Here is a 13,585-nt window from a genome sequence, read left to right on the forward strand (position 1 = left end):
CCGTTGCACTCCCTGTTTGTGGATTGCCCGTAAGTGTTGATTAAGAAGGCCATATCCATATTCCAGCCTGCGATTGGCGGGCTGACCGGCAGCGGTAATCCCACCGGTTGCCCCGATCAAAAGACTTTAGGAATTGCTCTCTGCCGCCACGACGGCAATCAGGATGAAGGTCATGCTCCGCCGGGTAGTGCTCCGTTTCGCAAGAGACCGGAAGGCCAACATCGCCGTTATCTTCGCCCTCACGATGGTGCCGATCGTCTTTCTCCTGGGCATGACGCTCGACTACACGCAGGCCGTCCGCAAGCGGGAGCAATTGAACGCAGCCGCCGACGCGGCCGCGATCGCAGCCGTGCGGCCGGCGATGCTGACCCAGACCGACAAGACGGTCGTCCAGGCGACCGCCGCAGCCGTCTTTGCAGCGAAGGCGAATCTTCCCGGTCTGACGGCGACGCCGACGCCGACCATCACCGTCACGGATTCCGGCCTCGCACGAAGCATCACGGTTTCGTACACCGCGCAGTCCGTCAATAATTTCCCCAGCGTTCTCGGCAAGCAGACCTGGGACGTCTCTGGCTCCTCAACGGCGAAGGCGTCGAGTGCGCCCAACATGAATTTCTACCTGCTGCTGGACGACTCGCCGTCGATGGCGCTTGCTGCGACGCAGGCCGACATCACCAACATGATCGCGGCCACGAAGAACCAGCCCAGCTACGCGAAGAATTGCTCGTTCGCCTGCCATGAGGCGCGTCCCAACAACGCAACTGCCAGCTCGACGAACAAGGACAATCTCACCGTCGCACGCGCAAACAACATCACGCTGCGCATCGATCTCGTGACCAACGCCGTTACGCAATTGCTGAAGGGACCCTGGACGTGCCCGCAAGCGGGTGTGACGGGCGGCGTCATGCAGTGCATGTCGGCGCTCAACAACACGACCTACAAGGCCGCCATCTACACCTTCGACTACGCCCTCAACACGATTCAGGTGCTGACCACGCCGGACACCGCCGCCACGAAGATCAACAACATTCAGCTCCTGACGGTCGACCACCAGAACTGCCCCATTGTCGATAGCAAGGGCAACTGCACCTACACCACCGACTACGGCACGGATATCTCGGGCGGGCTCACGGGCGTCAACACCGTGATGCCTGCGCCAGGCACCGGCACCAATCAGGCGGGCGATACGCCGCAGGAAGTGGTCTTCCTCGTCACCGACGGCGTCGAGGACAAGCTCATCCCGAAGACGGGGGGCTCCTGCGACCCCAATGCCACCTATGCGCTTCCGACAGCCAACTCGACGACCTTGCGGTGCCAGCAACCGCTCGACACGACGGTCTGCACGACGATCAAGAACCGCGGCATTCGCATCGCGGTCCTCTACACCGAGTATCTGCAGCTGAGCGACAGCTGGTACACGAGCCGCATCTCGCAGTTCAACAATCCATCCTCGTCAACCGGCACGATCGCGACACGGCTGCAATCGTGCGCATCGCCCGGTCTGTATGCGAGCGTGCAGACAGGTGGCGACATTTCCGCGGCGCTGACCAACCTGTTCATCAAGGTTGCATCCAGCACGGCCAGCCTCGTGCAGTAGGGAAGGCGCCATGACCCGACAGGTCACGACAACGAAAAGATGCCGCAACCGCTGGGCCGCCTTCGCCGGCGATAGCCGCGGAGCCACGGCCGTCGAATTCGCGCTCGTTGCCGCGCCGTTTCTCGCCCTCATCATCGCGCTCATCCAGACGTTTCTGGTTTTCTTTGCCCAGCAGATGCTTGAAACCGTGGTGCGCCAGTCGGCGCGTCTCGTCATGACGGGGCAGGTTCAGTCGGCGCAGATGAACCAGGCGGTTTTCAAGCAGAAGGTCTGCGATCAGATCGTGATCCTGTTCAATTGCAGCGGTCTGATGGTCGACATGCAGGTCGCGACGTCCTGGTCTTCCGCGAACACGGCGACGCCCACGCTGACCTTCGACGGCTCGGGCAATGTGACCAACAGCTGGCAATACAATCCGGGCGATTCCGGCGATATCGTCGTTCTCCGCGTCATGTATGTCTGGCCGGTCGTGCTCGGGCCGCTCGGCTTCAATCTCTCGAACCTTAGCAATGGCAACCGGCTGCTCATGTCGTCCGCCGCGTTCCAGAACGAGCCAGGAGCTACCTGATGATCTCCGCCCTGTCGTCTCGCGCTCGGCAGATGTTGACCGATGTACGCGCTGTTGCAGCGACGGAGTTCGCCATCGTGACGCCGTTCATGCTGGTGCTCTATGTCGGCGGCGTCGAGCTCGGGAACGGGCTCGCCATGAACGTCAAGGTCAGCGCGACTGCGCACAGCGTTGCCGACATGATCTCGCAGAACACGGCCGTCACGTCGACCCAGATGGACGGCATTCTCGCTGCGGCGAGCTCCATCATGGCTCCCTATCCCATCAAGAACGGCAGCACCTCGCTGATGACGATCACGGTCTCCGAGGTCTCGACCGACAGCAATGGCAACGCGACGGTGCAATGGAGCAAGTCGACCAGTACGTCGGGGGCGAGGGCCGCCGGTCAGCAGATGACCTTGTCGTCCTTTACCGCGCCGGGCGGCACCAGCAATGCCAACATCTCGCTCATTCTGAGCGAGGTGTCCTACGACTACGCGCCCAACCTCGGCTTCACGATCGCCGGCACGGTGAAGCTGTCCGACAGCTATTACCTGTTCCCCCGCTGCTCGACGAACACCCCCGCCACGTCGAGTTTTCCCTATTACGACGTGAAATATCCGGCGGCGAAGACCTGCACCTGCGTGCAGCACTTGCAGCAGAAGACCTGTTAGTTTCACGGAACGCGGTCCGAAAGAAGCCGGATGCCGCTGAGGCAACCTTCTGTCCCGATTTCCTCTCGGCCCCTGTGCGCAATTGCGCACAGGGCCGGATGACATTGGGGTGAACGGCTTACGCCGCCACAGTGGCGCGGTCGAGYGCTGCGATCAGCTTTGCGGCGATGGGGTGGTCGGACCGCGGGTTCTGGCCGGTGATGAGCTCGCGGTCCTCGACGACGAAGGGCTCGAAGTCGACGGCACTTCTGCTGACCTCGGCACCGGCAGCTCCCAATGCGTCCGGCATCGTGAAGTAGATCTTGCCGTGCAGGAACTGCTCCTCGATCGGGATCTCTTCCGAGGCGGTGAACACCGTCATCTTATAGCCCGCATATTGCCAGCCCTTGCCGAGCTCGGCGATCTTGGCCTTGTCGCCGGCGATCAGCGCGGCGCGATAGGCCTTGGCCTCAGGCAGGGTGGACAGTGTTGCGATCGGTCCGTGGCAGAGCAGCGCGGTGATCTTCTTCCGGTCATGGAAATATCGTAGGATCTTGCCGAGCTCGGCATCCTGCATGAGATCGACGACCGGACCCTGGCCGCCGGGGACAAAAACGGCGGCATATTGATCCAGTCCTCCGTCCACGATCGCGCGCAACGTATGGACGTTGGTCATCGCCGGGTCCTTGTCGAAGAAGTCGCGTCCCCGCCGGTAGGCCTTCTCGTCGCCGTCAAAATGGGCCGCATGATCGGAGGCCGGATCGATGTACGGTTGCTTGCCGTTCGGCGTCGCCAGCACCACCTCGTAGCCGGCATCGATCACGGCCATCGCCGGCACGACGGTTTCATTGAGGTATTGGCCGGTCGGTCCGGTGCCGCCGCCCTGGATTTCGATACGGGTGGCATTGGAGCCGACAACGAGCACTTTTCCCTTGGGCATGTGATCTCCTGACTGTTGGGTTCATGACCGGCCAGCGGCACCCTCGATCGCGGCAAGGGCTGTCCAGGCCACTTCTTCGTCCTGCTCCACCGAGCCTGCGCTTGTTCGGCGATTACCTGAACACGATCATCTTCTCCGCCGTCATCTCGTGCATCGTGTAGGGAATGCCGCCGACGCCATGGCCGGACACGCGGCGGCCCGCGAACGGCATCCAGTCGGTGCGGAAGGCGGTGTGGTCGTTGATCATCACCGCCGCCGCGTCGAGGCGCTCCGCCGCATCGAGCGCGACCGCGAGATCGCGCGTGAAGATGGCGGACTGGAATGAGACCGGAAGCGAGTTGGCTTCCGCGATCGCGTCGTCGATGCGATCGAACGGATAGACGCAGGTCACCGGCCCGAACACCTCCAGCGTGGAAACCTTGGCATCGCGCGGCGGCGAGATCAGGATCGATGGCTTGAGCGTGGTCTCGCTCAACCGGCCGCCCCCGATCTGTCGTGTCCCGGCCGAAACCGCCTCATTGATCCAGCCTTCGACACGCGCAACCTCCTGCGGCGTAATCAGCGGTCCCACCTCTGTCTCGGGGAGCGTCGGGTCTCCCACCTTCAGGGCCTCGACCCTGGCCGCGAAGCGGTCGACGAACTCCTTCTGAAGCGCGGAATGCACATAGATGCGCTGGACCGACACGCAGACTTGCCCCGCGTGGTAATAGCCGCCCTTGGCGATCGGCTCGATGATCTTTTCGAGGTCGGCGCTGCGGTCGACGATGAGGGGCGCGACACCGCCGTGCTCGAGGGCGCAGCGTGCACCGGGGGTGATGACCGATCGCAGATGCCAGCCGACGCGCGCCGAGCCGATGAAGCTCAGGAAGGCGACGCGCGGGTCGGTCGCRAATTTTTCAGGCAGGCTATGATCCTCCGGGAGGAACGTCTGCACCCAGCCTTCGGGCATGCCGGCTTCGTGGACGAGCTTCACGAGCTCGACGCAGCACAGGGGCGTTGTGCCAGCCGGCTTGACGATGACAGGGCAACCCGTCGCGATCGCCGGTGCGACCTGGTGAACGATCAGGTTGAGGGGATGATTGAAGGCCGAGATCGCTGCGACAATGCCGATGGGTTCCTTGATGGTCCATGCCCGCCGGCCATCGCTTGCGGGCGTCAGGCCCATCGGGACCTCGACCCCGCCGCGGGTCCGCAAAAAATCCGCTGCCGAGCGGATGCCGTCGATCGCCCGATCCGTCTCGATCAACGCATCCGTGAGCGGCTTGCCGCCTTCGCGCGCGATCAGGATACCAAAATCCTGCCGCTTCGCCGAGACCAGATCGGCGAGCCTGTTGAGGATGGCGATCCGCTGGTGCGGCTTCAGCCAGGCCTTTCGGTCCGCGAACAGTTTTCGCGCGGTCTCGAACTTTGCCTCCAGCGCGGCGGCGTCGTCACTGGCGAGCTCGGTGATCTCTTTTCGGTCGAAGGCCTGTACAATCTTGATCATCATTTTCTCCACGCCGTGTTGTGCTCTTCGCCTGGCGTCCACTATGGCATGGGGCGCGGTGTGGCCAATGTCGCGGATTGGCGCTGAGCGGATCCGTCGTGCGATTTGGCAATCGAAGCTCGCTCCCGCGCGAAAGCTGCACCGAGGCTGCGCACTGCGCGCACGCTAATTTCGCCGAGGACAGATGGTCAAGCCGAAGAGATCGACCGGTATCTTGCTTGTGATGACATCGAGACCGCGGGGCTGATGCTTTGCGTCACGTCGTCGAAGGTCAAAATGGATGGGAGGCAACGATAGCATCATGCCCCTGTTTTGCCCGACGAGTCAAGTTTCCTTCGGTTAAACGTAAGTCATTGATCCGCCACGCCCCGGCTACTGTGCATGGGGTTGTTTTCGCAGTTTTGTTTGGAGCGGTTCGTCTGAAGAGCGCCGTTACGCGCTCTCCGTCTCCCGGTGCACGTCGTGCACCACGAGGCCCATGCCTTCGTCCGGCATCTTGATCCAGTCGCGGCGCTTCAGCGTGCGCTTGGTGTCCTCGTAGCCGCTCGTCCAGTGCTCGCGCATCGAGGTGCCCGAGAACTCATGGTCCTTGGCGTCGCCCTCATAGGCCTTCTGCTGGTAGATCAGGTGCAGGATCGCGATCTCCGGCATGCGGCGCAGGCTCGACTTGAGCTGGCGATCCTCGTCGGAGAGTTGCTCGTCCGGGACTTTCGCCAGGGCCTTGTAGAGCAGAACCTTGAGGTTGTGCGTGCGGCGGTAGACGTCGGTGTTGTGGCGCGTGCGCGAGGAATACATGATGTCCTTGTGGCGGGCCATCACATCCTGGATCGAGCGCGGCAGCACGCCCCGTGCGCTGAACAGGTCGACCTGGAACACCAGCGAGTTGAGCGCGTCCTCCTGGTCGAGCAGATGCTGGAGCGGCGTGTTGGAGACGATGCCGCCGTCCCAGAAATGATCGGTGCCGATCCGCACCATCGGCAGCGCCGGGGGCAGGGCGCCGGAGGCCATGATGTGCTCCGGCTCGATCTCGTCATGGGAATTGTCGAAATAGATGAAGTTGCCCGAGAGCACGTTGACCGCGCCGACCGCGAAGCGGACCTTCTTCTCGTTGATGAGATCGAAGTCGACGAGCTCCAGCAGGCTCTCCTTCAGCGGCATCGTGTCGTAGTAGCTGGTGGCGGTGCGCGCGCCGACCGGGCTGAACCAGGGATTGACCTGGTGCGGGGTGAAGAAGCCGGGCTGGCCCATCGCCGACGTCATCCACGCACTGGTGAGATTGCGCCACTGGCGGAAGATGTCGCCGTCGGGCGTGTAATGCCAGATCTTGCGATTGGTGATGCGCTCCCAGAAGATGCGCAGCGCCTCCAGCCGCTTCTCCGGCTTATTGCCGGCGATGATGGCTGAGTTGATCGCACCGATTGAAACACCGCAGACCCAGTCGGGCTCGATGCCGGCTTCGTGCAGCGCCTGGTAGACGCCGGCCTGGTAGGCGCCGAGCGCGCCGCCACCTTGCAGCACCAGCGCGACGCGGTCGCAGCGTTCGGGGCGCCAGCCCCGTGCGGGAGGCTGATGCGTCTGATGAGCCGGTTGCGACGTGCGGGCGTCCATGGGTGCCTCCTAGCGTGGACCAAACGATTGCGTCCGGCAGTGACGGCGTGATGACAATTTCAGCGCCGATGCATCGTCCGCATGCAGGCCGACCGCAGCGGGAATGGCGGGAGGTCGTGCGCCTGACGGAAATCCTTCACATCGCGGTCAATGACGGCGGCTAGCAATTTGCGATCCAGGCCTGACGCCGCCGGGCGGGCATCGCACACAGGAGATCAGGATGCGCAGGGAAGACGTGCTGAGACTTCCGTCCATGCCGGCGGCGGGGCCGAGCTATCCGGCCGGGCCCTATCGCTTCGTCAACCGCGAATTCCTCGTCATCACCTACGAGACCGATCCGGAGCTGATCCGCGCCGGCCTGCCTGAGCCGCTGGAGCCGATCGACCAGCCGATCGTGCATTACGAATGGATCAAGATGCCGGACTCCTCCGGCTTCGGCAGCTACACCGAATCCGGCCTCGTCATTCCGGCGCGCCTCAACGGCGAGGAAGTCAATTTCGTCTCGCAGATGTATCTGGATGATGATCCGCCGATCGCGGCGGGCCGCGAGATCTGGGGCTTTCCCAAGAAATACGCCCATCCGAAACTCGAGATCGTCAAGGATACGCTGACGGGCACGCTGGAATATGCCGGCCAGCTCGTCGCCATGGGCACGATGGGCTACAAGCACGAGAGCATGGCCGGCAACGGCGATCGCACCCGTGCGACGCTGTCGAAGACGCAGATCAATCTGAAGATGATCCCGGGCGTCGACGGCCGTCTCGAAGTCTGTCAGCTCGTCGCGATCAACCTCATCGACATCGTGCCGAAGGGCTCCTGGATGGGGCCCGGCCGGCTGCATCTGGTGCCGCATGTCAACGCACCGGTCGCGGATTTCCCGGTTCGCCGCTGCCTGGGCGCGCACCACTACATCGCCGATCTCACGCTGCCATTCGGCCGCGTCGTGCACGACTACGTCAAGGAGGCCGAGGCGGTGGCCGCGACGGGGCTGGCCGCGGAGTAGGGCGGCACCATCATCAAACTGTAACAAAGCCGTAATTGAGTACCCGTGAGAGGTCCGGAAGATGCCGTCAGCCATCTTCCGGAGCGGGGCATTTGTTGACGGTTGGGGTTGGCCATGGCTGAGCCGGCGAAGCTTGTCAGCGCGATATCGGATTCCGTGCCGGCCATTCCCGGCCTGGTCTGGGCGTTCCGGCTGCACCGCGACGGCAGTGCCGAGGCGCTGCCGATCGACCAGCCGATCGAGTTCAGCCATGACGGCCGGCTCTGGCTGCATTTCAACCTGACCGATGCGCGCGCACGGCCCTGGATCGCAGCGTCACAGCTGCCGCCGCTCGCGCGCGACCTCCTGCTGTCCAACGACACTTTCCAGCAGCTTCACGTCATCGACCATAGCGTTTACGGCGTCTTCTCCGATCTCGTGCGCGACATCGACAGCGCGACGGAAGAGACCGCGTTCCTGCGTTTCGCCATGACCGAGCATCTTCTCGTCAGCGGCCGGCATCAGGCGCTATGCTCGGCCGATGCGACGCGCCGCGTGCTCGAAGGTGGCTACCGCGTCGACAACGTCGCCCATCTCCTGGAAAAGATCGTCGACGAGGTCGCCGACACGCTGGACCGGATGACGGACAAGCTCGGCCAGGAGATCGACGACATCGAGGAACGGATTTTGGCCGACGACGCCAAGCCGGAGATGCGCCGCAATCTCGGCCGGCTGCGTCGGACTTGCGTCAGGTTGCATCGCCAGCTCACTGGCCTGCGCGTGCTGTTCCACCGGCTCGATCAGAAGAACACCGATCATCTCGCGCCGGCCTTGCGCATCCACGCCGGCAAGCTGGCGCAGCGGCTGGACGGGCTCGATCACGACATCGTCGAGCTCCGCGAACGCAGCCGCCTGCTCGAGGAGGAGCTGCGCTTCAAGAACGAGGAGGAGAGCAACCACCACCTCCACACGCTCTCCATCGTGACCTCGCTGCTGCTGCCGCCGACCCTGATCACCGGCATCTTCGGCATGAACACCAAGGGCCTGCCGCTCACCGATGTCGAGAGCGGATTTCTCTGGGCGGCGCTTCTGATGGCCTCGTCGGTGGGGGCAGCCTATCTGTTCATGCGGCGCACGGGTATCTTCAGGTAGCGTACGCAGCCGGTATCAGCCGTGATCGGGACGTCCCACAGATTTCCGCTGCGAAATGCGGCCGCGATCGTGCTGGCCTCAACGGTGGCGAGCACCGGCGCGTTCGCCGGCGCCAAGGACGAAAGCGCGGCCGAATGGCTGGCGCCAAAATGGTTCAACGAATGGCATGACGGACTCGCCAACAAAGGCCTGAATTTCGGCGCCACCTATATCGCCGACAACATCACTAACGTCTCCGGCGGCGTGAAGCGTGGCGCCATCCATTTCGGGCGCCTCGATCTCTCGGTCGATGCCGATCTCGACAAGCTCGTCGGCTGGACCGGCGGCCGCTTCTACGCCAATGCGTTCGTGATCTACGGGCAGGGACTGAGCCGCAACTACGTAATGAATCTCGCCACCATCAGCGAGATCGAGGCATTGCCGGACCAGCGGCTCTACAACGCCTATTTCGAGCAGAGCTTCTTTGGCGATCGCCTGAACATCAGGGCCGGCCAGCAGGCCGCCGACGTCGAGTTTTTCGACAGCCAGACCGACGACCTCTTCATCAACGGCACCTTCGGCTGGCCCGCGATCAAGGCGAGCAACCTTCCGGCCGGCGGCCCGGCACCGCCGATCGCTGTGCCCGGTATCCGCATCAAGGCGGCGCTGACCGACAACATCACCGCGTTCGGTGCGGTGTTCAACGGCGATCCGTCAGGTCCGGGCGATCAGGATCCGCAGCTGCGCGACCATCATGGCCTGGCGTTCCGCGTCAACGATCCGCCGTGGGTGATCGGGCAGGTCCGCTTCAACTACGACATCGATATCGGCGGCCGGCCGCTCGCCGGCAATTTCACGCCGGGCGCCTGGAAGCATTACGGCTCGTTCGACAGCCAGCGTTTTACGGCCGAGGGGCTCTCGATCGCCGATCCCGGCGGAAGCGGTGTACCTGCAAGACTTCGCGGCAATTACGGTATCTTCGCCGTCATCGAGCAGGTGCTCTATCGCCCGCCGGAGGTGAAGGACAACAGCACGTCAGCCTCGATCCCGGGCGTCACCGCGTTCGGCCGCATCGCCTACAGCCCGCCGGACCGCAATCTGATCGACCTTTATGTGGACGGCGGCATCGGCTTCGTCGGCTTCACGCCAGGCCGTCCGCCCGATCGCTTCGGCGTGGCAATGGCCTATATGCGGATTTCGAACACCGCGCGCAATCTTGACATTGATACGCAGGCTTCCACCGGCATCCAGAGTCCGGTGCGCAGCAACGAGACGCTGATCGAGATGATCTATGAGGCGCATATCAAGCCGGGCTGGCTGATCGCGCCTTACTTCCAATACGTGTTCCGCCCCTCCGGCGGCATCCCCAATCCGAACGATCCGACCGGCGTGTCGCGGATCGGTGACGCCGCAGTGTTCGGCGTCACCACCACGATCAGGTACTAGGCCATCGCCGGCTTCGGCTCGGCCTTCGGTTGCCGCGACAGCGCCAGCACGATCAGCGAGGCGAACACGCAGAGCGCGCCGGCGATGAAGAACGCGGGCAGGTAGCTCTCATAGACCGTCCGCGAGAAACCGGCGCCGAACGCCGCGGTGCCGGCGCCGAGCTGATGGCCGGCAAAGATCCAGCCGAACACCAGATTGGCGCGCTCGGGTCCGAATTTCTGCGCGGTGAGCCGCACCGTCGGCGGCACCGTGGCGATCCAGTCGAGCCCGTAGAACATTGCGAACAGCGACAGCCCGTAGAACGAGAAGTCGCTGAAAGGCAGGAAGATCAGCGAGAGCCCGCGCAGGCCGTAGTACCAGAACAGCAAATAGCGGTTGTCGTAGCGGTCCGACAGCCAGCCCGACATGATGGTGCCGAAGAAGTCGAAGATGCCCATCGCGGCGAGCAGGCCTGCCGCCTGCACCTGCGGGATGCCGAAATCGAGGCACATCGGGATCAAATGCACCTGGACGAGGCCGTTGGTCGACGCGCCGCAGACGAAGAAGGTCGCAAACAGGATCCAGAACGCGCGCGATTTCGAGGCGTCGCGCAGCGTGCCGAGCGCCACGCCCGTGATCGAGCCATGGCTGACCGGCGGGGCCGGCAGGGGCTCGGTGCCTTCGTCGCCGAACGGGCGCAGGCCCACATCGCTCGGCCGGTCGCGCATCGCGAGGAGAACCGCCACGGCGGAGACGCCGAGCGCGATGCAGACGAAGCCGAGCGCGAGCCGCCAGCCGTAACGTTCGGTCAGGCTTGCGAGCAGCGGCAGGAATACGAGCTGGCCGGTGGCGACGCTCGCGGTCATGATGCCGACGACGAGGCCGCGCCGCGCGGCGAACCAGCGCGTCGCGATGGTGGCGCCCAGCACCAGCGCGGTCATACCGGTGCCGATGCCGATCACGACGCCCCACAGCAACACGAGCTGCCAGACTTCAGTCATGCCGAGCGAAAGGACCAGCGCCGAGACCACGATGAGCTGTGCGGTCAGCGTGACGTTGCGCAGGCCGTAGCGGTTGAGCAGGGCGGCCGCGAACGGCGCCATCAGCCCGAACAGGATGAAGCGGATCGACAGCGCGGAGGAAATCTGCGCCGTGCTCCAGCCGAACTCGTGCTGAAGCGGGACGATGAACACGCCGGGCGCGCCGACCGTGCCGGCGCTGATCAGCGCGGTGAGGAAGGTCACGCCGACCATCACCCAGCCGTAGTGGATATTGCGGCGGCCGAGTGTCGCCGCGAGYCAGTTCGAGATCATTGGGCCTCAATGTTTGATGGGCAGGCTTTGAGACACCTGCACGAGCTTGTAGAATGGCACGGGACGTGTCTGTCGAAAATGACAGAGTTCCCTCATTTTCGGACGTTTCTAGGTCAGTGCGTCAGACGCTCCACGGCGATGGCCGTGGCTTCACCGCCGCCAATGCAGAGTGCCGCAACGCCGCGCTTGAGGTTTTGCGCCTCGAGCGCGTGCAGCAGCGTCACGATCAGCCGCGCGCCGGTGGCACCGATGGGATGGCCAAGCGCGCAGGCGCCGCCGTTGATGTTCAGCTTCTCGCGCGGGATGCCGAGGTCGCGCTGCGCCGCCATCGCCACCACGGCGAAGGCCTCGTTGATCTCGAACAGATCGACGTCGCCGGCGCTCCAGCCGACCTTGTCGAGCAGCTTGCGGATCGCCGGGATCGGAGCCGTCGTGAACCATTGCGGCTCCTGGCTGTGGGTGGCGTGGCCCTTGATCTCGGCGATTGCCGGCAGGCCGTTGCGATCAGCCAGCGAGCGCTTCGTCAGCACCAGCGCGGCGGCGCCGTCGGCATTGGCGGAGGAGGCGGCCGGCGTGATGGTGCCGTTGGCGCGGAACGCCGGCTTCAATCCGGGGATTTTCGCAGGATCGACCTTCAGCGGATGCTCGTCATTGGCGACGATGCGCGGGCCGGCTTTCTCGGTGAGCGTGATCGGCGCGATCTCGGCCTTGAACGCGCCGCCCTCAACCGCCTTGCGCGCGCGGCTCAGCGTCTCCATCGCGTAGGCATCCTGGTCCTTGCGGGTGAACTGATAGGCTTCCGCGGTGGCCTCGCCGAAATCGCCCATGGAACGGCCGGTCTCGTAGGCATCCTCCAGCCCGTCCATCATCATGTGGTCGATGATGCGGTCGTGCCCGGCGCGGTAGCCACCGCGGGCCTTGGCGAGCAGATAGGGCGCGTTGCTCATGCTCTCCATGCCGCCGGAAACGACGATCTCGGCCGAGCCTGCGCGGATGATGTCGTGCGCCAGCATGGTCGCCTTCATGCCGGAGCCGCAGACCTTGTTGACGGTGGTGGCGCCGGTGGCGTCGGGCAGGCCGGCCGCGCGCGCCGCCTGGCGAGCCGGCGCCTGGCCTTGTCCGGCCGGCAGCACGCAGCCCATGAAGACCTCGTCGACCTTCTCGGGCGGAAGCTTGGCGCGCTCCAGCGCGGCGTTGATCACATGCGATCCGAGCTTGTGCGCGGCCAGCGGCGACAGCTCGCCCATGAAGCGGCCGAGCGGGGTGCGGGCGGCGGAGACGATGACGACGGGATCGGCGGCTTCGGCCATGATGAAACTCCCAGCGATGACGGAAAAGATTATGATCATCATATGATGCGGCGCAAAAAATGCAACCGCAGCCGGCATGAGAAATTGTCGTGGTTCGGATGAGATTTGGTCGTTCGATTGGAGGAGGGGTGCGGCTTGGGCTGCGGCTAGGGGGACGGTAGCCGCCACACCAAACACTGTCATCGCCCGCGAAGGCGGGCGATCCAGTACTCCGAGACAGCTGTGATGAATCGAGGGGCCGCGGCGTACTGGATGCCCCGCCTTCTGTTTAGCCCGGAGACATGGCTGACACCTGTTCGGACACATCACTGACAGGTTGGCCATTGGTCAAGTCGATCGATGCGACCTGCCAGCTGGCGAAGAAGATTCCGTAGTGGCCGTCACGATCCAGTGGCCGGATGGCAAGGCGTTCGCGGGCGAAGGCCTGGGGAACTTTCCAGAAGCGTCCCTTGAAGGAGATGTAGGGTCTTGTCGATGAGACCCTGCGCACGATCTCGCCGCTGTCGTATTCGACGTTCGGAACGCGGGCCGGCATGGGACGAGCACTTGGCCGGAAGCGATCGGCAGGGACCTGCATATCGAGGCCTTGGTGA

The 13,585-nt window shown here is 64.0% G+C and carries 11 protein-coding genes and 1 pseudogene; 6 read left to right on the forward strand and 6 right to left on the reverse strand.

The features are described from left to right. The first annotated feature begins 172 nt into the window (after window positions 1-172). Genes AB4Z51_RS11765 through AB4Z51_RS11775 form a run of 3 tightly spaced genes read left to right on the forward strand, consistent with a single transcriptional unit; the run spans window position 173 to window position 2,818 of the window. Window positions 173-1,597, forward strand: a complete 1,425-nt coding sequence (locus tag AB4Z51_RS11765) for a TadE/TadG family type IV pilus assembly protein (protein WP_071917521.1) — start codon at window positions 173-175, stop codon at window positions 1,595-1,597. A 10-nt stretch (window positions 1,598-1,607) separates the two neighbouring features. Next, a complete protein-coding gene (locus tag AB4Z51_RS11770) occupies window positions 1,608-2,165 on the forward strand; it encodes a TadE/TadG family type IV pilus assembly protein (RefSeq protein WP_063983829.1) in 558 nt (185 codons plus the stop codon). Beyond that, window positions 2,165-2,818, forward strand: coding sequence for a TadE/TadG family type IV pilus assembly protein (locus tag AB4Z51_RS11775; protein ID WP_028157690.1), 654 nt, complete (start codon window positions 2,165-2,167; stop codon window positions 2,816-2,818). Before AB4Z51_RS11770 ends, AB4Z51_RS11775 begins: the two co-directional genes overlap by 1 nt. A gap of 118 nt (window positions 2,819-2,936) precedes the next feature. Here AB4Z51_RS11775 and AB4Z51_RS11780 read toward each other — a convergent pair whose 3' ends face one another. The 3 genes from AB4Z51_RS11780 to AB4Z51_RS11790 form a co-directional block, all read right to left on the reverse strand. Continuing rightward, window positions 2,937-3,737: a type 1 glutamine amidotransferase domain-containing protein gene (locus AB4Z51_RS11780; protein WP_085401966.1), complete on the reverse strand. Its 801-nt coding sequence runs from the start codon at window positions 3,735-3,737 to the stop codon at window positions 2,937-2,939. Between the two features lie 112 nt (window positions 3,738-3,849). Beyond that, window positions 3,850-5,223 (reverse strand): aldehyde dehydrogenase family protein, encoded by a 1,374-nt coding sequence (locus tag AB4Z51_RS11785; protein WP_039157058.1) that lies wholly within the window; start codon window positions 5,221-5,223, stop codon window positions 3,850-3,852. 432 nt (window positions 5,224-5,655) lie between these two features. Next, a complete protein-coding gene (locus tag AB4Z51_RS11790) occupies window positions 5,656-6,831 on the reverse strand; it encodes a patatin-like phospholipase family protein (RefSeq protein ID WP_135214333.1) in 1,176 nt (391 codons plus the stop codon). A 220-nt stretch (window positions 6,832-7,051) separates the two neighbouring features. Here AB4Z51_RS11790 and AB4Z51_RS11795 point away from each other — a divergent pair, with 220 nt between their 5' ends. From AB4Z51_RS11795 to AB4Z51_RS11805, 3 genes are all read left to right on the forward strand, one after another. Further along, window positions 7,052-7,834, forward strand: coding sequence for an acetoacetate decarboxylase (locus AB4Z51_RS11795; RefSeq protein ID WP_028153388.1), 783 nt, complete (start codon window positions 7,052-7,054; stop codon window positions 7,832-7,834). 114 nt (window positions 7,835-7,948) lie between these two features. Then, window positions 7,949-8,965: a transporter gene (locus AB4Z51_RS11800; protein WP_354080560.1), complete on the forward strand. Its 1,017-nt coding sequence runs from the start codon at window positions 7,949-7,951 to the stop codon at window positions 8,963-8,965. Window positions 8,966-8,986: 21 nt separating this feature from the next. Continuing rightward, window positions 8,987-10,390 carry a carbohydrate porin gene (locus AB4Z51_RS11805; protein ID WP_441497437.1) on the forward strand — a complete coding sequence of 468 codons (1,404 nt, stop codon included), beginning with the start codon at window positions 8,987-8,989 and terminating at the stop codon, window positions 10,388-10,390. Here AB4Z51_RS11805 and AB4Z51_RS11810 read toward each other — a convergent pair. The 3 genes and pseudogenes from AB4Z51_RS11810 to AB4Z51_RS11820 form a co-directional block, all read right to left on the reverse strand. After that, window positions 10,387-11,682 carry an MFS transporter gene (locus tag AB4Z51_RS11810; protein WP_441497438.1) on the reverse strand — a complete coding sequence of 432 codons (1,296 nt, stop codon included), beginning with the start codon at window positions 11,680-11,682 and terminating at the stop codon, window positions 10,387-10,389. The two genes, AB4Z51_RS11805 and AB4Z51_RS11810, sit on opposite strands and share 4 nt — an antisense overlap. Before the next feature lie 113 nt (window positions 11,683-11,795). Continuing rightward, window positions 11,796-12,992 (reverse strand): acetyl-CoA C-acyltransferase, encoded by a 1,197-nt coding sequence (locus AB4Z51_RS11815; RefSeq protein ID WP_085402018.1) that lies wholly within the window; start codon window positions 12,990-12,992, stop codon window positions 11,796-11,798. Window positions 12,993-13,260: 268 nt separating this feature from the next. Next, a pseudogene (locus AB4Z51_RS11820) lies at window positions 13,261-13,585 on the reverse strand (IS481 family transposase); the annotation flags it as partial.

Origin of the sequence: Bradyrhizobium sp. 2TAF36 (genome assembly GCF_052114925.1) — a bacterium.
In the GTDB taxonomy this organism is placed as follows: Bacteria; Pseudomonadota; Alphaproteobacteria; order Rhizobiales; family Xanthobacteraceae; genus Bradyrhizobium; species Bradyrhizobium barranii.

Bases quoted from the DNA above. Each gene is read 5' to 3' on its own strand.
- AB4Z51_RS11815 (WP_085402018.1), bottom strand. From the start codon at position 12,992: ATGGCCGAAGCCGCCGATCCCGTCGTCATCGTCTCCGCCGCCCGCACC.
- AB4Z51_RS11795 (WP_028153388.1), top strand. From the start codon at position 7,052: ATGCGCAGGGAAGACGTGCTGAGACTTCCGTCCATGCCGGCGGCGGGG.
- AB4Z51_RS11770 (WP_063983829.1), top strand. From the start codon at position 1,608: ATGACCCGACAGGTCACGACAACGAAAAGATGCCGCAACCGCTGGGCC.
- AB4Z51_RS11790 (WP_135214333.1), bottom strand. From the start codon at position 6,831: ATGGACGCCCGCACGTCGCAACCGGCTCATCAGACGCATCAGCCTCCC.
- AB4Z51_RS11765 (WP_071917521.1), top strand. From the start codon at position 173: ATGCTCCGCCGGGTAGTGCTCCGTTTCGCAAGAGACCGGAAGGCCAAC.
- AB4Z51_RS11800 (WP_354080560.1), top strand. From the start codon at position 7,949: ATGGCTGAGCCGGCGAAGCTTGTCAGCGCGATATCGGATTCCGTGCCG.
- AB4Z51_RS11775 (WP_028157690.1), top strand. From the start codon at position 2,165: ATGATCTCCGCCCTGTCGTCTCGCGCTCGGCAGATGTTGACCGATGTA.